Annotated in this window: 17 protein-coding genes; 4 read left to right on the top strand and 13 right to left on the bottom strand. The window is 58.4% G+C overall.

The features are described 5' to 3' along the window. Positions 1–32: 32 nt before the first annotated feature. From AWU82_RS07635 to AWU82_RS07575, 13 genes are all read right to left on the bottom strand, one after another. On the bottom strand, positions 33–653 hold the full coding sequence (locus AWU82_RS07635) for a transglycosylase SLT domain-containing protein (RefSeq protein ID WP_064381735.1): 621 nt from the start codon (positions 651–653) through the stop codon (positions 33–35). 44 nt (positions 654–697) lie between these two features. Further along, positions 698–1,636, bottom strand: coding sequence for a carbohydrate kinase family protein (locus tag AWU82_RS07630; protein ID WP_064381734.1), 939 nt, complete (start codon positions 1,634–1,636; stop codon positions 698–700). A 13-nt stretch (positions 1,637–1,649) separates the two neighbouring features. After that, on the bottom strand, positions 1,650–3,146 hold the full coding sequence (gene xylB / locus AWU82_RS07625; RefSeq protein WP_064381733.1) for a xylulokinase: 1,497 nt from the start codon (positions 3,144–3,146) through the stop codon (positions 1,650–1,652). Between the two features lie 144 nt (positions 3,147–3,290). Next, complete coding sequence (locus AWU82_RS07620) at positions 3,291–4,766, bottom strand: mannitol dehydrogenase family protein (RefSeq protein ID WP_064381732.1); 1,476 nt, start codon at positions 4,764–4,766, stop codon at positions 3,291–3,293. Between the two features lie 16 nt (positions 4,767–4,782). Further along, entirely contained in the window at positions 4,783–5,886 is a 1,104-nt protein-coding gene (locus AWU82_RS07615; RefSeq protein WP_064381731.1) for an ABC transporter ATP-binding protein, read from the bottom strand. A gap of 23 nt (positions 5,887–5,909) precedes the next feature. Further along, positions 5,910–6,740, bottom strand: a complete 831-nt coding sequence (locus tag AWU82_RS07610) for a carbohydrate ABC transporter permease (protein WP_007957423.1) — start codon at positions 6,738–6,740, stop codon at positions 5,910–5,912. A gap of 8 nt (positions 6,741–6,748) precedes the next feature. Continuing rightward, a complete protein-coding gene (locus AWU82_RS07605; protein ID WP_011334053.1) occupies positions 6,749–7,675 on the bottom strand; it encodes a carbohydrate ABC transporter permease in 927 nt (308 codons plus the stop codon). Positions 7,676–7,866: 191 nt separating this feature from the next. After that, complete coding sequence (locus AWU82_RS07600; protein ID WP_064381729.1) at positions 7,867–9,177, bottom strand: ABC transporter substrate-binding protein; 1,311 nt, start codon at positions 9,175–9,177, stop codon at positions 7,867–7,869. A 225-nt stretch (positions 9,178–9,402) separates the two neighbouring features. Further along, a complete protein-coding gene (locus AWU82_RS07595) occupies positions 9,403–10,308 on the bottom strand; it encodes an AraC family transcriptional regulator (RefSeq protein WP_011334055.1) in 906 nt (301 codons plus the stop codon). Positions 10,309–10,383: 75 nt separating this feature from the next. Continuing rightward, on the bottom strand, positions 10,384–11,223 hold the full coding sequence (locus AWU82_RS07590) for a phosphatidylinositol-specific phospholipase C domain-containing protein (RefSeq protein WP_064381727.1): 840 nt from the start codon (positions 11,221–11,223) through the stop codon (positions 10,384–10,386). A gap of 151 nt (positions 11,224–11,374) precedes the next feature. After that, entirely contained in the window at positions 11,375–12,664 is a 1,290-nt protein-coding gene (locus AWU82_RS07585; RefSeq protein ID WP_064381725.1) for a glycosyltransferase, read from the bottom strand. 82 nt (positions 12,665–12,746) lie between these two features. Then, positions 12,747–16,613 (bottom strand): hypothetical protein, encoded by a 3,867-nt coding sequence (locus AWU82_RS07580; RefSeq protein ID WP_190241568.1) that lies wholly within the window; start codon positions 16,611–16,613, stop codon positions 12,747–12,749. Positions 16,614–16,818: 205 nt separating this feature from the next. Beyond that, positions 16,819–17,184, bottom strand: a complete 366-nt coding sequence (locus tag AWU82_RS07575; RefSeq protein ID WP_064381719.1) for a response regulator — start codon at positions 17,182–17,184, stop codon at positions 16,819–16,821. A gap of 261 nt (positions 17,185–17,445) precedes the next feature. Here AWU82_RS07575 and AWU82_RS07570 point away from each other — a divergent pair, with 261 nt between their 5' ends. Genes AWU82_RS07570 through AWU82_RS07555 form a run of 4 tightly spaced genes read left to right on the top strand, consistent with a single transcriptional unit; the run spans position 17,446 to position 23,568 of the window. Next, on the top strand, positions 17,446–20,937 hold the full coding sequence (locus tag AWU82_RS07570; RefSeq protein ID WP_064381716.1) for a response regulator: 3,492 nt from the start codon (positions 17,446–17,448) through the stop codon (positions 20,935–20,937). Further along, positions 20,937–21,770, top strand: a complete 834-nt coding sequence (locus AWU82_RS07565; protein ID WP_064381715.1) for a CheR family methyltransferase — start codon at positions 20,937–20,939, stop codon at positions 21,768–21,770. The genes AWU82_RS07570 and AWU82_RS07565 overlap by 1 nt, the downstream gene beginning before the upstream one ends. After that, positions 21,767–22,360: a chemotaxis protein CheB gene (locus AWU82_RS07560; RefSeq protein WP_064381714.1), complete on the top strand. Its 594-nt coding sequence runs from the start codon at positions 21,767–21,769 to the stop codon at positions 22,358–22,360. The genes AWU82_RS07565 and AWU82_RS07560 overlap by 4 nt, the downstream gene beginning before the upstream one ends. After that, complete coding sequence (locus tag AWU82_RS07555; RefSeq protein WP_064381711.1) at positions 22,354–23,568, top strand: hybrid sensor histidine kinase/response regulator; 1,215 nt, start codon at positions 22,354–22,356, stop codon at positions 23,566–23,568. Before AWU82_RS07560 ends, AWU82_RS07555 begins: the two co-directional genes overlap by 7 nt. The last annotated feature ends 22 nt before the right edge of the window (positions 23,569–23,590 follow it).

The raw sequence follows: 23,590 nt of genomic DNA, 5'->3' as shown, positions 1-23,590 counted from the left end.
GCCCGCGAAGGCGTCCTAAAGAGCACTGAGAGTCAGAGCCAATGCCAGAACCGGCTCCAGAACCCGCGATTCAAATCGTCCTTGCACGCTGCGTATTGCTGACCGTACATGTCCGAGCGGTTCTGCACCTTGCGCGCCACCGGCATCAGCCACGCCTTGCTGGCGTAGGTCTTCTGGCGAAAGCCGCCCCAGCCTTCGTGGTAGTTGAGGTACTGATTGTAGGCGTCGTACTTGTACACGCCGTTGATCGAGGTGGTCTTGTCCATGTACCAGCCGACGAAGTCGATGGCGTCGTCGAAGTCCTCGCGGTCGGCGCTATATCGGCCGGTGCTTTTCTGGTAGTCGGACCAGACTTCATCCTTGGCTTGGGCATAGCCGGAGGCCGTCGAAACCCGGCCCCACGGGATCACCCACAACAGGTATTTGCGCGGCGTCTTGGCGTCATAGCGGTAGCCGGACTCCTGATACATGATCGCGAACGGCACCTGGATCGGTACGCCCCAGCGCTTTTGCGTGACTTGCGCTGCGTCGTACCAATCACTTTTTTCCCGGAAAATCTCGCAGAGGTTTTCCGGCGAACGCGGTGGCGATGTTCCGCAACCGGTCAGCAGTGCCGCCAATACCAACAGTCCAACCTCGCGCCCCGAATTCAAAAGCCGTCATCCCGTCGTGCAAAAAAGGGCGCCAGTCTACGCGGTCAGGTCAACTGGTGGCGATAAGGCAAATCCGGACCCGTTTTACTGCATGTAAGGGCGGCGGCCTGTACGGCAAACCCGAGCATGCCGTCGATCTGTTCGCGGCTCAGGTGCTGCACGCCTTCCACCGAATCCAGCTCATGCTCGGTCAGCCAAGTGATCAAAGCGGCCTGGAAGGTATCGCCGGCGCCGACGGTGTCGGCAATCTTCACCGAGCTTGCCGGCACCGACCATGAACCGTGGGCACGGCTGAACACGGTCGCGCCTTCACCGCCACGGGTCAGGAACACCACCTGGCAGCGATGCTGCAACCAGCCTTCGATGACGCGCGCCGGATCCTGCTCGGGATACAGCAGGCTCAGATCTTCGTCGCTGACTTTGATCAAGTCCGCCAACGGCACCAGCGTAGCGATTCGTTCACGCCACAGGTCGATGTTCGGCTCGGGGTTGAGGCGCACGTTCGGGTCGAGGCTGATCAGGCGTTTGCCGCTTTCACGTTGCACCAATGCGAGCAAGGTATCGGCAATCGGTTGCACCACCAGCGAGAAGGAACCGAAGTGCAGGCCGCGCACTTGCGGGCCCAGCGTCGGCAGGTGCGCCTGATTCAACTGCCGGTCGGCGCAACCTTCGCCACGGAAGCTGTAGTGCGGCGAGCCGTTGGCACCCACCGCGACCATCGCCAGGGTGGTCGGTGCGGCGAAATCCACCAGGTAATCCGGGCTTACGCCTTCATCCTGCAGCACTTGCTGCAAGCGCCGGCCGAGGTAGTCGGTGGACAACCCGGCGAACAGCGCCGAATCCACGCCCAACCGACGCAAGCCCACGGCCACGTTGAACGGCGAGCCACCGGCAATCGCCTTGAAATTGACTTTCGAGGCCTGCCCGCCGGCATCGTCTTCGCTGAAGAAATCGAACAGCGCTTCGCCACACACCAGGTACATAGTTGTTTGCTCTTTATAAGGTTGCGACATGCAGTCGATAGCGTTCATAGGCTTGCTGGAAGGCCGCAACATTCGCGGCAACCGGCAGGGTTTCACTGTTCAGGTCGAGCTTCACGCAGCGCTGGCACAGGTCCGCCAGGGTGTCTTCGTGGCCGTTCGACCACGACTTGCACCACGCCGCCTGAATCGCCGCGCCGAGGGCTGCGGCTTCGCTTTGCTCGGTGCAAATCACCGGGGTGTTCATGATGTCGGCGACGATCTGCCGCCACACCGCGCTTTTCGAACCGCCGCCGATCAGGCAAATGCTGCGGCTTTGTAAACCATTCTGGCGCAACAGATCCAGTCCATAACGCAGGCCGAAGGTGGTGCCTTCGACAGCGGCGCGGCACAGATTGGCTTGCGTCAGGTTATCGATGGTCAGGCCGTGCAGGCTGCCGGTGGCGTGGGGCAGGGGCGGCACGCGTTCGCCGTTGAGGAACGGCAGCATGCTTACGCCCCCGGCGCCGATCGGGGCCTGGGTCACCAAGGCATTGAACGCGTCGAGATCGAGGTTGAACAGTTCGCGGATCGCGCCGGTGGCGTTGGTCAGGTTCATGGTGCAGATCAACGGCAGCCAGCCGCCGCTCGAGGAACAGAAGGTCGCGACCGACGCATCCGGGCTGACCTTCGGTGTCTCGGCGTAAGCGTACACCGTGCCGGAAGAACCGAGGCTCATGGTGATCGCCCCCGGCTGAATATTGCCGGTGCCGATGGCGCCCATCATGTTGTCGCCGCCACCGCTGGACACCACCGCGTTGGGGTTGATGCCCAGCTGTTCGGCGATTGCGGGCAGGATCGTGCCGACTGCTTGATGGGCGTCGATCAGCTCTGGCAGCGCGGATTGCAAACGACCGCTGGCATCGATGTCACGCAGCAACTGCAAATCCCATTGGCGGGTGCGCACGTTGAAATAGCCGGTGCCGGACGCATCGCCGTATTCGCTGCACGCACGGCCGGTGAGCCAGAAATTCAGGTAGTCGTGGGGCAACAGGATTCGCGCGATACGCGAGAACACATCCGGATGTTGCGCCTTGGTCCACAACAGTTTGGAGACGGTGTAGCCCGGCGCGATGACCACGCCGAGGCGTTCCAGCGAGCCTTGTTCACCGCCCAGGTGAGCGAGCAGTTGATCGTTCTCTGGTGTGGTCTCCGTGTCGCACCAGAGCTTGGCCGGGCGCAGGACCTGGCCTTGGTCGTCAAGCAGTACCAGGCCGTGTTGCTGGCCGGAGACGCCCACGCCGAGAATGGCCTGGCCGTCGACATTCGCGGCCAGCAAAGCGCGGCGGGTGGCGAGGGCGAAGGCTTCCAGCCATTGCGCGGTGTCTTGTTCGCGACGGCCGTTGGCGCCGCTGATCATCGTGTGCGCGGCGGCGCCCTGGCCCAACACCTGACCGCTGGTGGCGTCGAGGATGATGGCTTTGGTGCCTTGGGTGCCGCAGTCGATGCCGAGGAACAGTTGTTGGTTGTTCATGAGTGAACCTGTCTTATAAAGATCGTTCCCACGCTCTGCGTGGGAATGCCTCAATGGACGCTCTGCGTCCGCTGTTGAAGGGGACGCGGAGCGTCTCGGGCTGCATTCCCACGCAGACGGTTCGACGCCTCGACGTGGGAACGATCAGATGGCGAGAATCTTTTCCAGGGTTTGTGTGACGCCTTCTTCTCGCAAGCTGTTCAGGCACCACTCAAAGGCAGCGACAAATTCTGGCGAACGCGGTATCGCTGTACCGAAGATTTCTTCAACCCCCAACAGCCGCTCAGTGATCAAAGCATCCTGCGCCACCAACCCCTGGCAGAACGCCGCCCGAGGATCCGGAATCGAGTAAGTGTCGCCATTCTCGTCCACGCCCTTCAAGTAAAGCGCCCAGGCCGCCACCACCAGCGCCGCCCGCTTGGTCTCGCGCCCATCGGCAATCAACCGGCTGATCGTCGGAATGGTGAACTTGGGAAACTTCGACGAGCCGTCGGAGCAAACACGCTCAAGCTGATCGGCAATCGCCTGATTGGAAAACCGGGCCACCAGCGTGTCCTTGTACTCGGTCAGGTCGATGCCCGGCACCGGCGCCAGTTGCGGGGTCACGTCCAGGTCCATGTAGGCGCGCATGTAGCGTACGAACAGTGGGTCGTTCATGGTTTCGTGAACGAAGCGGTATCCCTTCAAAAAGCCCAGGTACGTCAGCGCCAGGTGGCTGCCGTTGAGCAGTTTGATCTTCATCTCTTCGTAGGGGGAAACATCGTCGGTGAACTGCACGCCGACCTTTTCCCAGGCCGGACGACCGTTGACGAATTTGTCTTCCAGCACCCATTGCACGAAGGGCTCGCAAACCACCGGCCAGGCGTCGTCGACGGCGTGTTTGTCCGCCAGTTGCAGGCGATGGGCGGTGCTGGTCATCGGCGTGATGCGATCGACCATGGCGTTGGGGAAGCTGACGTTGGCGTCGATCCAGTCGCGCAGGTCCGGATCCAGCAAAGCAGTAAAGGCCAGCAGTGCCTTGCGGGTGACGGCGCCGTTGTGTGGCAGGTTATCGCACGACATCACGGTAAACGCCGAAATGCCCGCCGCACGGCGTCGGGACAGTGCCGCACAGAGGAAACCGAACACGGTTTTCGGCTGTTGCGGGTTCGTCAGATCGTGCTGAATCTGCGGCAGGTGCGCCATGAATTCGCCGTTGCTGTCGTCGATGCAATAACCGCCCTCGGTGATGGTCAGCGAGACGATACGGATCTGCGGATCGGCGAGTTTGTCGATCAGCACCTGGGCGCTGTCTTCGGCCAGCAGCATGTCGCGAATCGCGCCGATGACGCGGACTTCGGTGTCGTCGCTGTCGCCCAGTTCGAACAGGGTGAACAGGTAGTCCTGCTCCTTGAGGTCGTCCCGGGCGCGGCGGTCTTCGGCGCGCAGGCCGACGCCGCAAATCGCCCAGTCCAGCGCTTCGCCGGTGTTCATCAGCGCATCGGTGTAATACGCCTGATGCGCGCGATGGAAGCCGCCGACGCCAATGTGGGCGATGCCCTGGCGGGTGTCGCTGAGGCTGTACGCCGGCAGTTTCACTTCGGCGGCCAGGCGGTTGAGGTTTTGCTGGTTCAGTTTCATCGGGTCAGTCTCGAAATCAGGCGGCCGCGCGCAGCGGGCGAGTCAGCGCCACGCCGTCGGCATCGAACAGATGGCAGTGGGCAGCGTCCAGGTGCAGGTTCAGTTGTTCGCCGTAACGGCTCGCCAGATCACCGCGCACGCGCATGGTCAGGGCTTCGCCGGCGTTGGTCTTGACGTGGCAGAAGGTGTCGCTGCCCAGCCGTTCGCTGACGTCGGCGGTGACTTGCAGGGTGCAGTCGCCCGCTTGCGCCAGTTCCAGATGTTCCGGGCGAATGCCCAGGGTCACGGCGCTGCCGACGCTCAGGTTCGACGCATTGAACGGCAGGGTGATGCGGGTGCCGGCGTCCAGCGAGACTTCGCAACTCGCGCCGTCGATGCGCGCGATCTGGCCTTTGAGAAAGCCCATTTTCGGCGTGCCGAGGAAACCGGCGACGAACAGGTTGGCGGGGTTGTGATACAGCTCCAGCGGCGAGCCGACCTGTTCGATCTTGCCGCCATTGAGCACCACCACCTTGTCGGCCATGGTCATGGCTTCGACCTGATCGTGGGTCACGTAGATCATTGTGGCTTTCAAGTCTTTGTGCAGGCGCAGCAGTTCCAGGCGCATCTGCACCCGCAGGGCGGCGTCGAGGTTGGACAGCGGCTCGTCGAACAGGAAGATTTTCGGGTTGCGCACGATTGCCCGGCCGATGGCCACGCGCTGACGCTGGCCACCGGACAACTGTTTTGGCTTGCGTTCCAGCATCGGCCCGAGTTCGAGAATCCGCGCCGCTTCGCCGACTTTCTTCTCGACTTCGGCTTTCGGTACGCCGGCCAGGTCGAGGGCGAACGACATGTTTTTCTTCACGGTCATGTGCGGGTACAGCGCGTAGGTCTGGAACACCATCGCCAGATCGCGCTTGGCCGGGCTGACTTCGGTGATGTCGCGCCCGTCCAGTTCGATGGTGCCGCCGCTGACCTCTTCAAGGCCGGCGATCAGTCGCAACAGGGTAGATTTGCCGCAGCCCGACGGGCCGACGAACACCACGAATTCCTTGTCGTTCACTTCAAGGTCGATGCCCTTGATGATGGAAAAACCTTCGAAGCCTTTTTGCAGATTCTTGATTTTCAGGTTGGCCATGGTGGCGCTCCTCTTGCGAATTCTTATTTGACGGCGCCGAACGACAGGCCGCGCACCAGTTGTTTCTGGCTGATCCAGCCGAAGATCAGGATCGGCGCGCAGGCCAGGGTCGAGACGGCCGACAACTTGGCCCAGAACAAGCCTTCGGGGCTTGAGTAGGAGGCGATCAGCGCGGTCAGCGGCGCGGCTTTGGACGAGGTCAGGTTCAGCGACCAGAACGCCTCGTTCCAGCACAGGATCAGCGAGAGCAGTACGGTCGAGGCCAGGCCGCCCTTGGCGATCGGTAGCAGCACGCGGAGCATTTCCTGAGCCAGGGTGGCGCCGTCGAGGCGGGCGGCTTCGAGGATGTCTTTGGGGATGTCCTTGAAGTAGGTGTAAACCATCCAGACCACGATCGGCAGGTTGATCAGCGTGTAGATCACGATCAGCGCGATGCGCGTGTCAAGCAGGCCGAAACTCTTGGCCAGCAGGTAGATCGGCATCAGCACACCCACCGGCGGCAGCATCTTGGTGGAGAGCATCCACAGCAGCGTGCCTTTGGTGCGCTGGGTTTCGTAGAACGCCATCGAGTAGGCTGCCGGCACCGCGATCAGCAGGCACAGGGCGGTGGCACTGAAGGAAATTACCACTGAGTTCCAGGCGAAACTGAAGTAGTCGCTGCGCTCGTTGATGTGCAGGTAGTTCTCCAGCGTCGGCGTGAAGATGAACTGCGGCGGTGTGGCGAAGGCGTCGATTTCGGTCTTGAAACTGGTCAGCACCATCCAGAAGATCGGGAAGAAAATGATGATCGCGATGGCCCAGGCCAGCGTGCCGAGCAGCAGGCTTTGCAGCCGGCGGGATTGTTGAAGAGTCATGGCAGGCCTCAGGCTTTGTCAGTCAGGTTTTTGCCGATCATCCGCACCAGAATGATCGCGGCGATGTTGGCGATGACCACGGCGATCAGGCCGCCGGCCGAGGCCATGCCGACGTCGAACTGCACCAGCGCCTGGTTGTAGATCAGGTAGGCGAGGTTGGTCGACGCGTAGCCGGGGCCGCCGTTGGTGGTGGTGAAAATTTCCGCGAACACTGACAGCAGAAAGATGGTTTCAATCATCACCACTACGGCAATCGGGCGTGCCAGATGCGGCAGGGTCAGGTGCCAGAAGATCGCGATCGGGCCGGCGCCGTCGAGGCGGGCGGCTTCTTTCTGTTCCTGGTCGAGGGACTGCATGGCGGTCATCAGGATCAGGATCGCGAAGGGCAGCCATTGCCATGAGACGATGATGATGATCGACAGCAGCGGGTAGTGAGCGAGCCAGTCCACCGGCTGCGCGCCGAACAGTTTCCAGAGGTAGGCGAGGATCCCGGACACCGGGTGGAAGATCAGGTTCTTCCAGATCAGCGCACCGACCGTGGGCATGATGAAGAACGGCGAAATCAGCATCACCCGCACGATGCCGCGACCGAAGAACTCGCTGGCCTCCAGCAGCGCACTGATCAATACGCCGAACACCACGCTGATCAGCAGCACGCTGCCTACCAGCAGCAAAGTGTTGGTGGCGCCGGGCATGAAGCCGGAGTCGGTCAGGAAGTAGGTGAAGTTTTCCAGCCCGACAAATTCGTTGGTTCCCGGGTCAAGCAAGTTGTAGCGGATCATCGAGAAATAGACGGTCATGCCCAGCGGCACGATCATCCACAGCAGCAACAGGGCCACCGAAGGGCTGACCAGAAACCAGCCGGGATTGGCCACGCGGCTTTTGCGCCGGGGCTGCGACAGGTCGATGTGGGCTTTGGCAGTTGAAGTATTCATGGTGATCACAACCGTTTGGGTGCAGGTACATGTTCAGGAGAGAAAACCTTCCTGACATTGACGCGATCCCTGTGGGACCTGCGGTGCGACGATTCGACTTGCCAGCGATGGGGGCCAGCACAGTCAACATTGCTGTCGGCCGTTATATCGCTAATCGCTGGCAAGCCAGCTCCCACAGGTTTAGTGGCGAGTTACTTCGGATAACCCGCCCGCTTCATCTCGCGTTCGGTGGTTTGCTGGGCGGCGGTAAGCGCCTGGTCGACCGTGGTCTGGCCGATCAGTGCGGCGGAGAACAGCTTGCCGACCTGTGTGCCGATCCCCTGAAACTCGGGAATGGTCACCAGTTGAATGCCGATGTACGGCACCGGCTTGAGGGTCGGTTTGCTCGGGTCGGCCGCTTTCAGCGATTCCAGCGTGACTTTGGCAAACGGTGCGGCGCTCATGTAAGCGTCGCTGTAGGTCGAGGCGCGAGTGCCAGGCGGTACGTTGGCGATGCCGTCGGTCTTGGCGACCAGTTCGCCGTATTCCTTGGAAGTGGCCCAGGCGCTGAACTCTTTAGCGGCGTCCTTGGCCTTGGAGCTGGTCGGAATCGCCAGCGCCCACGAGTACAGCCAGGCCGAGCCTTTGTCGGTGACCTGATGCGGCGCGTAGGTGAAGCCGACGTGATCGGCGACCTTGCTTTGGGTCTTGTCGGTGACGAACGAGCCGGCGACGCTGGCATCGACCCAGATCGCGCATTTGCCGCTGTTGAACAGGGCGAGGTTCTCGTTGAAACCGTTGCTGGAGGCGCCCGGCGGGCCGGATTTCTTCATGGTGTCGACGTAGAAGTTCAGCGCGTTTTTCCATTCCGGACCGTTGAATTCCGGTTTCCATTGCTCATCGAACCAGCGCGCGCCATAGGCGTTGGCCACGGTGGTGATCAGCGCCATGTTTTCCCCCCAACCAGCCTTGCCACGCAGGCAGATGCCGTACTGTTCCTTGTCCTTGTGGGTGAGCTTTTCGGCGAAGCCGGCGATCTGTTCCCAGGTCGGGCGCTCCGGCATGGTCAGGCCGGCGTCCTTGAACAGGTCGGTGCGGTAATAGGTGATCGAGCTTTCGGCGTAGAACGGCAGGGCGTACAGCGAACCCTTGACTGAAAGGCCTTCACGCACCGACGGAAACACATCGTCGAGGGCGTAGCTGGCCGGCAGATCCTTCATCGGCTCCAGCCAACCCTTGGCCCCCCAGAGTGCGGCTTCGTACATGCCGATGGTCAACACGTCGAACTGACCGCCCTGAGTGGCGATATCGGTGGTCAGGCGTTGACGCAGTACGTTTTCCTCCAGCACCACCCAATTGAGCTTGATGTCCGGATGCTCGGTCTCGAAGGTTTTCGAGAGCTTTTGCATGCGGATCATGTCGCTGTTGTTGACGGTGGCAATGGTCAGGGTCTGGGCGCCAAGGCTGACGCTGCTGAGGGTCATGCAGGTGAGGGCCAGCAGAGCTTTTGCAGTGGGTTGCATCGTGCACTCCTTTTCTGCACCCGGCGGGGGCAGAAGGACAGTTATTGTTTTTGTGTTCTTCCGGCGGGGGAAGAATGTGCACTGATTACAGCCTTCTGGCGCAGGGCTGACAAATCATCCCTAGCACTCGAATCGATACTTTTTTGCACTCTGGATTGGCGCGATAAACGCAGGGAAGGGCGTTTCACCAGGGCGAGAGGCGCGAAACCGTACAGATTTTCCTGCTCAGCCGTGGTTTTGCTCGGTCAGGCGCTGCACCACCAGCCGCCGGTAATGCGACGGCGTCATGCCTTTGAGCTGCTGAAAGCGCCGATTGAAATTGGAAATATTGTTGAAGCCCGACTCGAAACACACCTCGGTCACCGGTTTGTCGCCATCGGCCAGTAACTCGCAGGATTTGCTGATGCGCAGGCGATTGACGAATTCGATGAAATTGCGCCCGGTGGCTTGCTTGAACACGCGGCTGAAATAGGTGGGTTTCATGCCCAGGTGCTCGGCGACTTCCTCCAGCGGCAATTCGCGGGCGTAATGGGCGAAGATGTAATCCACCGCGCGGTTGGTGCGGTCGATGTTGTGCTCGTCGGCCAGTTGCGGGGTGGTTGCGCCGGACAGCAGTTGGTAGTCGTCGCAGGCCGCCAGCAATTCCATCAGGATGAAAAAGTGCCCGAGACGGGTGATGCCGGTTGAATCGGCGATGCGTTGCATCAGGGTCATGGCCTGACGAATTGTCTGCGGCGAGCGGAATTCGATGCCGTATTGCGCACGCTCGAGCAGCGGCGCCAGGGTCTTTAGTTCGGCGAATACCTGATGGCCGCTTTCGAACAGTTCATCGGTGAAGTTGACCAGCATGTCGCGCTTCTCGACCACTTCATCCTCGGCCACCTGGCTGATCCAGTTATGCGGCAGATTCGGGCCGGTCAGGAACAGGGTCTGCGGATAGAAGTTGCCGATGTAGTCGCCGATGAACACCTTGCCCGAACTGGCGACGATCAGGTGCAGTTCGTACTCCTTGTGAAAATGCCAGCGCACCAGCGGGCAGGGGAAACCGTGCTGGCGATAGATGATGGACAACCCGTTGTGGTCATCCATCAGCTCATAAGAAGGGTCAGTCACGCGGGCTGTTCGGGTCATGGCAGAGCGCTTTTATTGTTATCGCCCGGTGATCATGCCTCGTTCCTCGTCGGTTGCGCCAGTTTCCATTGCCGCTCAGAGCGCCCTTTCCCGGGCTTTCATCAGGTTGGCAATCCGGCAAATCTCTACCAGGTCCGACTCTTCGATGAAGTCGACATTGATGATATTGCACTTCAATGCCCAGTCACTGTTGTCCAGATCGAACCATTCGTTCAACTGGTCATGGATGTCGACGGGACCGCCCAGGTAGGTATAACTGGTGGCGGACAACGACCAGGGACGCCAGGAGCCCGGTGGATTCTGCATGACACTACCGATGAACGCCCTCAGCTCGTCAGGCGAAGTCGTATCGGTGCCTGACCACTTATGGCTTACATACTCGTGGAATATCGTGTGATCAAGTTCTATGCCTGGACCGGCGGCAAACACTCGCTGTTGCGTGCTGGCGCGCTTCAGCTCTCGCAGGCTCAGCGCCGCGTTCCAGCGTGGGATAAGTCGATGCCCGAGAAAACTGCTCATTATTTTATTGAAGTAGTCGTGGTCAAAGTCTTTGCCATCAAGTTTGTGAAAATCAAGAACAATGAATTCGTCTGGGTTTTTTTGCAGAAAAAGTTCTACGTCGTTGATCAGTTGCCCTAATGTCCGAGAGTTCCGAAAACCATTATGGTGAAGGATGAATTTTTTTGGACCTTCGGCACTGGCTTCGTAGCTCAGGCGAATATCCAGCGCTCTGGAACCATGGTGCAGTTGGGCGTAAAAGGTATCGTGCTGACATACCAGCCAATGGCGAGACGGGTAGAACGGGTAGTCGGCGCGCCAGTCACTGCCTGCGTTGTGGGTGCCGGGCAATGTCAGTTCAGCGATTGTCAGTGTATCAATGGCGGGCGTTGAGCCCATCCAGTTATTGTTGCTCATTTATGCATCCTGCGTGATTTAAAGAGTTGTTGGCAATTCAAGTTTTTATTTGAATGGCGCTTGCAGGATGTTTATAGCGTTTAACTTTTTTAATGGCTATCGGTGGGTTGATGCAAGTTGTTGGTGATTGTTTTTATAGATTTCCGTCATCTCATTTGTTCCGGTTTTTTGCTTCGATCCACTGCGCCATGTACTGGGTACTCTTGTGTGCATGATGACGCAACATGCTGCCTGTGAAGTTGTTTTTTCTGAGTTGCGCCAGATGTTCACGGCAATATTCTATTTTCTCAATAAGGGCGGGACCATGAATCGATTGTTGATAGCGATCACGCAATAGCGTGCTGCCTTGAGTTTGAGCGGTTTGCCACAGCCCCTCGTCCTTGTACAGCTGAACCGCTGCATCGGCGAACGCCCGCGCCGACTGCGTCACGGCTCCTGGCCAGAGATGATCCGTGTGCATACCCTCAGCACCGATCGGCGTCGTCACGCTGGGCGTTCCGCAGAGCATGGCATCGATCAGCTTGCCCTTGATGCCGGCGCCGAAACGCAGGGGGGCCAGGCAAATCCGGGCATCGGACATGACCTGCAATGCATCCTCCGCCCAGTTCATGATGTGAAAACCCTGGGACGCATTGTGCAGCGCTGTTGCCTTGGGCGGCGTATACGCGCCGTAGACATGTAATTGCGCCTTGGGCAGTTGCTCGCGAATCAGCGGCCAGACTGTCGTCTTCAGCCACAGAACGGCGTCCCAGTTCGGGGCGTGACGGAAATTGCCGATACTGAGGAAGTGCTCGCGCTCCTCGAAGGGTTTTGACGGTGTGCCGAGTGGTTCGACCATCAACGGACACCAGTGCAACAACTCCGGTGGCAGCTTGAACTGTTGCACCAGCAACTCGATTTCCACTGGCGAGATCATCAGGTTCAGATCGCAACGATAAAGCGCGGCGATCTCGCGCTTGGCCAGATCGGTTTCGGCCATCAGTTCGAACTCTTCGGCGAGCGCCGGGGCAAACAATCCCTGGAAATCGTTGGCGTCGTCGCTGAGCTTCAGTCGATCTTTCAAGCGCTGGTGTCGAGCATGCCGCAGGCTCTGCAGGTCCGACGTTTCCAGAACGCGCAAGGCATCGGGGCAGTGTTTCTCCACTCGCCAACCGAACTGTTCTTCGATCATGAACTGGTCGAACAACACGATGTCCGGGGCCAGTTCACTGATAAACACATCGAAACTGCTGTTGTTCAGTTCGATCGGTACTTCCTGAATGCCCAGCGCAGTCAGATCGGCACGGTGCTCACCGGTACCGGCCGGGCTGGCAAAGGTAACTTGCCAGCCTTGTCGCAGGAACGTCTCGAGAATCTGCATCACATGCCCGCTCGCGGCGGAGGAGCGAGGTTCCGGCCAGACGTAACCAATGACGAGGACTTTGGTTGCGGGCTGACTCATGAGTAACGATTCCTGGGACAAAGGGACAAAAAAAGGCGCGCGAATTAGAACACAATGCGCGCGCCTGCCAATCCGCTTTTTATCAGATCGGTGCCTTGCTCAGCTTGAGTCGCACCGAGCCGTCGATGAAGCCGAGCCTGTTAGTGTTTTTCAAGCCGTTCTGAATGCGAGCGAGATTGAGCAAGAACGTTTCCCGGTGTGTCCGTGCCTGATCGAGCATTGATACCGCCAGTGAGTAGGAATCGGCGTTGAGCAATGCCGGATGCTTTTTAACGAGCGACGGCAGCGTATTTTCAATAAGCCCCAACAACTCGAAGCCCTCATCATGAGTGGCCCGGAAATGCGGATTGGAAAGGTTTTTAGGGTGCGCCTTGTGAGCATCCTTGGCGAAATCCAGCAATCCGGCCACGTCCATATCGGCAGGCCCGGCGCCGGCCTGTTTCAATTGCCCGTAATACAAGTCCAGTGTGTCCGGCGCGCCGTGAGCCATTTCATGAACCAACACATCTCCAATCCGGCCATCGTCGTACTTGGCCATACGGTAATAGTCGTCCAGTCCGTCGGGGTAGATCACCAGAAATCGCTCCGGAGGGTTTTTCAAGTACGAGCCGTCGAGGACGCTGGCCTTCCAGCGCCTGTAAACCGGCGGCCGCAACGCAGCGTTGGCTTCCGAGCCTTTTTTGAACGACATGTTGGCAAGCGTGACGTAATCCAGATCGTTGCGCATGTTGTGCAAATTGGCTTTCACATGCCTGAGTACTTCATCGGAATCATTGCCAAAGACGTGCTTGAGCACCGCGCGCATGTCAGCGTTGTCGTTATCCAGGAGCATCAGAACAGCATTATCGAGTTTTGATTTGGCTGTCGGCAGGGCTCTTTTCACATAGGCCCGGGTATAACTGAAGGGTTTCGAGCGACCGAAGAGTCGGCGAAGCGGCGCCAAGGGCGAGGCTTTAAGGTTTCTCAACTTGGGTCCCCAGGCACCGCCAACCCTGTGATTCAGTGCATACCAGTCACTGTTTCGCTGAAGTGCCAACAGACTGACTGCATCCCCCGGATTGTTCGCAGCCTTCCAGGTACCTTGAAACAGGTCTGATTTCTGCGCAGCCTTGACCAGATCGTAGGATTGCGCGCTTCCAGTCAGTTTGCGCAACTGGCCGGTGGCGGTTTCCAGAGTGTTCAGCCCGTATTTGCTCAGAAGCAGCACGCCCTTTTTGGCCAGGCGCCCACCTTGCACAGCCAACGTCGGCAACCCGTCCAGCGGGTTGAAAATGGACACCGAAAAATGCGCCCCTGCCTTGGCAATGCTCAGAGCCTTGGCGGTCGTCGAGGTGGTCTTGCCAGCGATTCCGGCAATCGTGGCACCGAAGCCGACAACCAGTCCCAGCAACGCCAGACCGTCGAGAATGCAGCCGCCGATGCCCTCGGTTATTTGAGACGCGTCACCGGATCGCAGGTCCTCTACACATTTCTTGAAAGGCACGATGACATTGATGATGGCTTCATTCACCTGATCATTTTCGGCACGTATTTGCTGCAGTTCGGTCTTTGCGTACAACGATGAATACAGTTCGTCACGAGTGGCCACCGGGTGATTGCCCAGGACCCCCTGCGCCAAGGATTGGAAGGCTGCAGAAAAGAAAAGCGGAACCGGATGCACTTCCTCGGACGTCAGGGTGAAATGCCAAAGCTTTTCCACGACCGCGCCAGACTTCACACCGTGTTTCGGCTCGCTGCCATTGAGATAGGCATCGAGGTCAAGAGGCCATTGGCGCTCGGGTTTTTTGGGCTGAAAGTCCGTGTCCGCGCCTTTGTAGGACAGTGAAGGCTCTTCATACACAACCCCGGTGGAACGCAACATGTCGGCCAGCTCCGGACGCTCGCGACAAAGTCCCCTGAGAGAGAACAGTTCATAACAATGGAATGCCTTACCGTTTTGGCAGCCCAGAATAATGCCGTAACGCCCCTTGGCAGCATTGCGATGGCGTTGGGTTTCTTCAAATGGATTGAGCGTGTTTACCGACTTTCGAACGGTATATAACGTGATGAAACCATTGGCCAGCATTGTCCTGTCACGTTTGGGCAAGTTTGACACTGCCATTTTGATGATGGACTGGAGGCTCTTCTGCAAAGTTTGATGGTATTGCTCAAAAACCTCGTCGAACAGCGAGTCGATTGGTTCCAGTTCGCCGAGCCGTGAGAAGGCGTTAGCGGGGGGATTGAATGCCTCGGTGGTTATGAACTTGTCCGTCAACTTGCCGTCAACGACCAGATCACCTGACAGGTAGAGGTCGAGAATCGAAACACGGAGTCTCTCTATTTTTGAATGTTCGCCGTTTGCATTACTCAGGCTGACAGGATGATAAAGCAGTAGCCACTCCAGAATATTGCGTTCACCCAATGACGGGTCGAACCTGGCTTTGAATACTCGTTGTTCAAGATAATCGCCTGCCGGCAAAACGCGTTTCAGCGCTTGCAGTGCCAACTCCCGTCGATCAGGCGGAACAACCGAAATCCCTGTTTCGACTTCATTCAATGCTTCGGCATATTCGCTGAAACGGTTGGCGGCGATGATGAAGGCATCTACGTCATATTCATTTTCGGTCGTCGCAGGCAAGACACCGTTGAGCATTGCCCACTGGATAACCGGTGTGATGGTTGCCAGTTCGTGCATCGCACGTTGAGCGCTACTGACGGGCGCCAGTTCAGAAAATGCCTTCACCCGGGCGTAGGTCATCAGACGCGAAGCGCCGGGCGCGGCGAGCTCAATCAGTGCGACCGCCTGGGACAGAATGACCCATCCAGGCTTGCCGATCGTCAATTCGACGGGCATTTGCTGAACGAGGAACTGGGGTGCCGCGCCCGCCAGCAACAGGTGTGCGGCCAAAGGCCCCAGTTCAGGTTCCAGCTGCGTTTCGACGATCAGTTGTTTTTCAAATGCCTGCACCACCTGCGAAGGGGTCCTCAACGCATTGTCCGGTTGATACAGAGCAAACCCGGCGATTGTTTTCGCATGCCGTTCGACATCGACTTTCAGATCAAGAATCAACGCGGTGGCTGCCAGACATTTGATTTGTCGTTTCGCCACTTCCCGGTCAGCTTGTTCCAGGTGCCATTGCAGCCGCTGATGCAGAACTTCACCCAGCATCCTGGCTTTCGGCGAATCGAGAAAGCGTTCCAGGTAGTCGGCCGCGCGTTCGCGCCGACTAACTTCAGGCACCTGGCGCAGATCTTCCGTGGCAATGAACTTCAACAGACTGGACTGACCTTGCGTGAGTTCGTCAGTGACCAGCGTGATGGTTTTGCGTGCCTCTGCCGACAGGTGAAAAGGCGAGTCGACGGGTTCCCCCAGCAATTGATAAAAGTCGGCTGTATCCGGGCTTTGCGGAATTTCGAACTGAAGAAACTCGACCAGATTACGCACTTGTTCAACATTGCCGGGCAGGGTGTATTCATGAAAGCGAAGCCACTGTTCGACTGCAAAGAACTCTCCGGAAAAAACACAGCCGCCGGTTTTTACCGCGCAGTCCCCCAACATCAGGATGTCATTGAGCAAGTCGCTGCTAATGGCGGAGTCGTTGGTGATATCAACCCATCCATCCTTGATCAGGACCCTGAGCCTGGCCTGCTCATCAATACAGACAACAGTGTCATCAGGCAGGGAATGTTTCTGCGCAAGGAAAGCAAAGTCCTCGGTTTCAAGCATCTTTGACAAAGCGACGCGGGCAAATTCCAGGGCATTATCAAACGTCGTTCCGCACAAACGGGGCACCATGGTGTCGCGCAAGTCGATGAGTGCAGTGTCCGGGCGTTTTCCTGCAAGGGTAGAGAGGCTTGAAGCAATGCTGGATTTTTCTGTTTGATCAAGCTTTCGACGCGAGGCAACATTCCCGAAATCGAATGCAGCGTCGTCTATATCCAGCAGGCTTGTGCCCTGTGCAAGTTGCATAAGCAATTTATCCTTGGTTTATATTCTGAATTAGTTGTCCTCGGCAGTTATGCAAAAGTTTGTGGTGCGTAAAAAACACAACTACGGAACGGCCGCAGAATAGTTTTGTTCTGCGGCTGATGAACAGTTGTAGTTGGTTTCAAAGTTGGTCAGGGCAGACCCGGGATCCGCCCTTTGAATAGTTCGGGAATGGAAGTTGAAACTTTCAGGAACACTCAAGTACGGCTTTGACTTTGTCTCGTAACTGATCGATTGAAAACGGTTTGCCGATCACGTGCATGTCCGAAGGCGCTTCAATCGTCTCTGCGTAACCGCTGGCGAACAGGATGGGCAGAGTCGGGCGCAGTGTGCGGGCTTCGGTAGCCAGTTGACGGCCATCCATGATGGGCAAGCCGACGTCGGTCATCATCAGGTCGATGTGCTGATTCAAATCCTTGAGGATTTCCAGCGCCTGTTCGCTGCCATCGGCCTCCAGAACCCCGAACTCCAATTCCTCCAGCACGTCGACGATCAGCATGCGCACGATGGAGTCGTCTTCTACTACAAGAATGGTGGGCGTGGTAATGGACATAATGGCGGCTCTCAAGAATGGGGTGGGGCGCCGGTCGATCAAAAATGCCGGGCTCTTGCATGAGTAAGTGGCGCATGGCCACAAGTTCCCGAGTGGATACAAAAAAGAATAGGCGCAAACGGGCGGGCAAGGATACCTGTTGGCCCGCGATTCGGCGTAGGCAAATGTAGGAAAACAGTACTAAAGCAGTGAGAAAAATGGATCCATACCGCCTTTTTGGGGCAAACTCTCTGGTTTTCAACAGTTCGACAAGGCTGCCACATGTCCTCTCCGTCTTCGGTTGATGAGCAACGGTTTCGCAAACTACTGAGCCGCAACGTCAGTCTGCCGTTGGGCGTCGGCGTCATCAGTGCCGTGTTCTTCGTTTCGCTGATCACCTATTTGTTGTCGGTTATCCAGTGGGTGGAGCACACCGACCGGGTGATCAATAACGCCAACGAAGCAGTGAAACTCACGGTGGACCTGGAAACGGGCATGCGCGGGTATCTGCTCAGCGGCGACGAGCATTTCCTCGATCCGTACGAGACGGCCAAGCCTCGCATCGCTGTGGCTTTGAATACCTTGCTCGAACTGACTGCGGACAATCCGGCTCAGACCGACCGCCTGCGCCGTCTTCAGGCGCTGCAAATCGAGTGGGCGAATTACGCGCAGTCGATGATCGATCTGCAACGCGCCAGTGGCGATTACAAGTCGGCGGTCAAAGCGGGGAAGGGCAAGCGCCTGACCGACGAGATACGTAAGCAGTTCGAAGATGTGATTGAAACCGAACAGTTGCTGCGTGCCTCCCGTAACGAAGACGTGCGCCGCACAACGGTCTGGAGCATCAGTCTTTATCTGCTGTTCGTGGCGGGCATCAGCGGTCTGCTGGCCTATGTCGGCAGGCGCGATTTGCTCAATCTGTCGCAAAGCTATGCCGCGACCCTGGCGGCGCAAGAGGCCAGTGCAAAACGTCTGGAACAGCAAGCCTGGTTGCGCAACGGCCAGACCCAGCTCGCCGAACAAGTGCTGGGGCAACTGACGGTCAATCTGTTGGGGCGCAATATCCTGCAGTTCTGCGCCCAGTATCTGGGCAGCGCCGTGGCCGCGTTGTATGTGCGCGAGGAGCATGGCGGCCTCAAACGCGTGGCGACTTACGGTTTCTCCCGCGAACAGGAACAACAGAACCAATCGATTTACAGCGAAGAAGGTCTGGTCGGGCAGGTCGCCCAGCAGGCTCGGCTGATTCGTCTCGACTCGGTGCCCTCCGACTACTTCAAGGTCAGTTCCGGCCTCGGCGAAGGTCTCCCGCACAGCGTTCTGGTGGTGCCGACCAGCGATGACGACCGGGTCAACGGCGTGATCGAGCTGGGTTTCCTGCGTCCACTCACCGACCGTGATGTGGCGTTGCTGGAACTGATCGCCGGCAATATCGGCACGTCTATAGAAGCGGCGCGATACCGTCAGCGTTTGCAGGAAGTGCTGGCCGAAACCCAGCAACTCAACGAAGAGTTGCAGGTGCAGCAGGAAGAGCTGAAAACCGCCAACGAAGAGTTGGAAGAACAGTCGCGGATTCTCAAGGAGTCCCAGGCGCATCTGGAAACCCAGCAAGTGGAGCTGGAGCAGACCAACGAGCAACTGGCCGAACAGGCCAAGACCCTGGCCGAGCAGCGTGACGCCATGGATCAGAAGAACAATGAGCTCAATCAGGCCCAAGTGCAGCTCGAAGAACGCGCCGAGGAATTGCAGCGTTCAAGCAAATACAAGTCCGAGTTCCTGGCCAACATGTCCCATGAACTGCGCACGCCGCTGAACAGCTCGCTGATCCTGGCCAAGCTGTTGGCGGAAAATCCGCAGGAAAACCTCAGTGCCGAACAGGTCAAGTTTGCCGAATCGATCTATTCCGCCGGTAACGATCTGCTCAACCTGATCAACGACATTCTCGACATTTCCAAGGTGGAAGCCGGCAAACTCGAAGTGGTGCCGGAAAACACCAGCGTGGCACGTCTGGCCGATGGCTTGCGCGGGATGTTCGAACCGCTGGCGGCAGACAAGCAACTCGCATTCAGTGTCCAGTTGCAACCCGATGCGCCGAGTACGTTGTTCACCGACCGCCAGCGTCTGGAACAGGTGATCAAGAACCTGCTTTCCAACGCGGTGAAATTTACCGAAAACGGCGCAGTCAGCCTGACCATCGCCGGCCAGCCAGACGATCGCATCGCCTTTATCGTGCGCGACTCGGGGATCGGGATCGCGGCGGATCAACAGGAAAGCATTTTCGAAGCTTTCCGCCAGGCGGACGGCACCACCAACCGCAAATACGGCGGCACTGGCTTGGGCCTGTCGATTTCCCGGGATCTGGCGACGTTGTTGGGCGGCTCGATCAGCGTCAGCAGTACGCCGGGGCAGGGCAGTGTCTTCACCCTGGTGCTGCCGCAGCACTACCGCGAACCGGGCGACGCGCCTGTCGCGCCGCTGACGTTCAGCCCGCCAGCAGCAGCTCCGGTCATGGCCTCCGCTGTAGTGGTTTCGCCGCTGGCCTCTGTCGAGATTCCGCGCTTCAACGATGACCGCGATAAAGCGCCGTTCAATAGCCGCTGCATTCTGGTGGTGGAGGACGAAGCGAATTTCGCCCATATCCTCTACGACCTGGCCCATGAACTGGGTTATCAGTGCCTGGTCGCCCACGGTGCCGATGAAGGTTATGACCTGGCGAAAGAGTTCGTGCCGGACGCGATCCTGCTGGACATGCGCCTGCCGGATCACTCGGGCCTGACCGTTTTGCAACGCCTGAAAGAACACGCCGAAACCCGGCATATCCCGGTGCACGTGATTTCCGTGGAGGACCGCGTCGAAGCGGCGATGCACATGGGTGCCATCGGTTACGCGGTGAAACCGACCACCCGCGAAGAGCTCAAGGACGTGTTCGCCCGTCTTGAAGCGAAGCTGACCCAGAAGGTCAAACGCGTGCTGCTGGTTGAGGACGATGATCTGCAACGGGAAAGCATCGCCCGCCTGATTGGCGACGACGACATCGAAATCACTGCCGTGGGCCTGGCGCAGGACGCGCTGGAACTGCTGCGCACGACGATCTTCGACTGCATGGTCATCGACCTGAAGCTGCCGGACATGCTCGGCAATGATCTGCTCAAGCGTATGTCCACCGAGGACATCTGCTCGTTCCCGCCGGTCATCGTCTATACCGGGCGTAACCTGACCCGCGACGAAGAGGCCGAACTGCGCAAGTATTCGCGTTCGATCATCATCAAGGGCGCCCGCTCGCCAGAGCGTCTGCTGGACGAGGTCACACTCTTTCTGCACAAAGTCGAATCGCAGTTGTCCCATGAACGGCAGAAGATGCTCAAGACCGCCCGCAGCCGCGACAAGGTCTTCGAAGGCCGTAAAGTGCTGCTGGTGGACGACGATGTACGCAACATCTTCGCCCTGACCAGTGCGCTGGAAACCAAGGGTGCAGTCGTGGTGATCGGCCGTAACGGTCGTGAAGCGATTGAAAAACTGAATGAAGTCGAGGACATCGACCTGGTGCTGATGGACGTGATGATGCCGGAAATGGATGGTTATGAAGCCACCATGGAAATCCGCAAGGATCCGCGCTGGCGCAAGCTGCCGATCATCGCGGTGACGGCCAAGGCCATGAAGGACGATCAGGAGCGCTGCCTGCAGGCGGGCGCCAATGATTATTTGGCCAAGCCCATCGACCTGGATCGCCTGTTCTCGCTGATTCGCGTGTGGTTACCCAAGATGGAACGCATTTAGTGGAACGTAGTCATCCCGTTGAACGGAACAGTGAAATCGAACTGCGATTGCTGATCGAGGCGATTTATCTCAAGTACAGCTACGATTTTCGCGATTACTCCGGCGCGTCGATCAAGCGCCGCGTGCAGCACGCATTGAGCCAGTTCGAATGCGCGACCATCTCGGCCTTGCAGGAGAAAGTCCTGCACGACCCGACGGCGTTCATGCAGTTGCTGCAACTGCTGACGATTCCGGTCAGCGAGATGTTCCGCGATCCGTCGCACTTCCTGGCGATCCGTCAGGAGGTGGTGCCCCTGCTCAAGACCTATCCGTCGATCAAGATCTGGATCGCCGGTTGCAGTACCGGCGAGGAGGTCTACTCGATGGCGATTCTGCTGCGCGAGGAAGGCCTGCTCGACCGCACGATCATCTACGCCACCGACATCAACCCGCGCTCGCTGGAAAAGGCCAAGCAAGGGATTTTTTCGATGGAAAATGTGCGTGCGTACACCGCCAATTATCAGCAGGCGGGCGGCCAGCACTCGTTTGCCGACTACTACACTGCAGCCTATGGCTACGCGATTTTCGACAAGAGCCTGTGCGAGAACGTGACCTTCGCCGATCACAGTTTGGCGACCGATAGCGTATTCTCCGAAACTCAATTAATTTCTTGTCGTAATGTGTTGATTTACTTCAACAAAAAACTTCAGGATCGAGCGTTTGGATTGTTCCATGAGTCGTTGTGCCATCGCGGTTTTCTGGTGTTGGGCAGCAAGGAAACCCTGGACTTTTCCAGCTATTCCAACCAGTTCGAACCGCTGGTGAAACAAGAGCGGATCTATCGCAAATCATGATCAGTACAGCGGATTTGCCTCGGGTCGAGGCGATTGTGGTCGGAGCTTCCGCCGGTGGCGTCGAGGCCTTGCTGACCTTGCTCGGTTCGCTGCGGGCCGGGTTCGCGTTACCGATCATTATCGTGCTGCATTTGCCGGAAGAGCGTCGCAGCCAGCTCGCCGAGGTGTTTGCCCGGCGGCTGGCGCTGCCGGTCGCCGAAGCCATCGACAAACAGGACATCACGCCCGGCACGGTGTACTTCGCCACGCCGGGTTATCACCTGTCGGTGGAGCAGGATCGCAGCCTGTCACTGAGCCTTGAAGACCGCTTGCACCATTCGCGCCCTTCGATCGATTTCCTGTTCGAGTCCGCTGCCGATGTTTACGGGCCAGCGCTGGCGGCGGTGTTGCTGACGGGCGCCAACCACGATGGCGCACGGGGGCTGGCACAAGTCAAATTTCAGGGCGGGCTGACCATCGTGCAGGACCCTGAAGAGGCGCAAGTCGCCACCATGCCTCGCGCGGCGCTGAAAACGCACCAACCGGATTACATCCTTCCCATACACGGCATCGGCCGTCTGCTTGTCGAGCTGGAACGAATCGCATGCTGAGTAATATCCAGGCAAAACTGCTGATCGTCGACGATCTGCCCGAGAACCTGTTGGCCCTCGAAGCGCTGATCAAACGCGAGGACCGCACCGTCTACAAAGCGTTGTCGGCGGACGAAGCGCTGTCGCTGCTGCTGCAACACGAATTCGCCATGGCCATTCTCGACGTACAGATGCCCGGCATGAACGGTTTTGAGTTGGCCGAACTGATGCGCGGCACCGAGAAAACCAAGAACATCCCGATCATCTTCGTCAGCGCCGCCGGCCGTGAACTCAATTACGCGTTCAAGGGCTATGAAAGCGGCGCGGTGGACTTCCTGCACAAGCCGCTGGATATCCATGCGGTGAAGAGCAAGGTCAACGTCTTCGTCGACCTGTACCGCCAGAGCAAGGCGATGAAGCAGCAGGTCGAAGCCCTCGAGCAAAGTCGTCGCGAACAGGAAGCGCTGCTGCAGCAACTGCAGCGCACCCAGGGCGAACTGGAGCAGGCAGTGCGCATGCGCGACGATTTCATGTCGATCGTTGCCCATGAAGTGCGCACACCGCTCAACGGCCTTATCCTCGAAACCCAGTTGCGCAAGATGCACCTGGCCCGCGACAACGCGGCGGCGTTCACCCTCGACAAGATGCACGCGATGGTGGACCGTGACGAACGTCAGATCAAAAGCCTGATTCGCTTGATTGAGGACATGCTCGACGTGTCGCGGATCCGCACAGGCAAGCTGTCGATCCGACCGACTCGTTTCAATCTCGCGCAATTGGTAGGCAATGTGTTGCAAAACTTCGCCCAGCAGATTGAAGCTGCCGAGACGGAAGTCAGCTTCACAGCGGCTGAGCCGGTGGAAGGGAATTGGGACGAGTTTCGCATCGAGCAGGTCGTGTCGAACCTGCTGACCAACGCCTTGCGTTACGGCGGCAAAAGCCCGATCCAGGTACGGGTCTATCGCGAAGGCAGCGAAGCCCGGGTCGAAGTTCAGGATCAGGGCATCGGCATCAGCGAGGAGAACCAGAAACGCATTTTTCAACAGTTCGAACGGGTTTCCGCCAAGACGGTGGTGGCCGGCCTCGGGCTGGGTCTGTTCATTTCCGAGCAGATCGTCGCCGCCCATGGCGGCTCCATCGTCGTCGAAAGCAAGATCAACGAGGGCGCCCTGTTTCGCGTTTGTCTGCCGCTCCAGGAAAACGGCGAAACAAACGCAACCTCTGAGTGACCACACGGTCGTATCAGCAGCT

The organism is Pseudomonas glycinae, assembly GCF_001594225.2.
GTDB classification, from domain to species: domain Bacteria; phylum Pseudomonadota; class Gammaproteobacteria; order Pseudomonadales; family Pseudomonadaceae; genus Aquipseudomonas; species Aquipseudomonas glycinae.
Note: the sequence above shows the minus strand (reverse complement) of the source record. Positions and strands in the feature narration are given on the sequence as shown.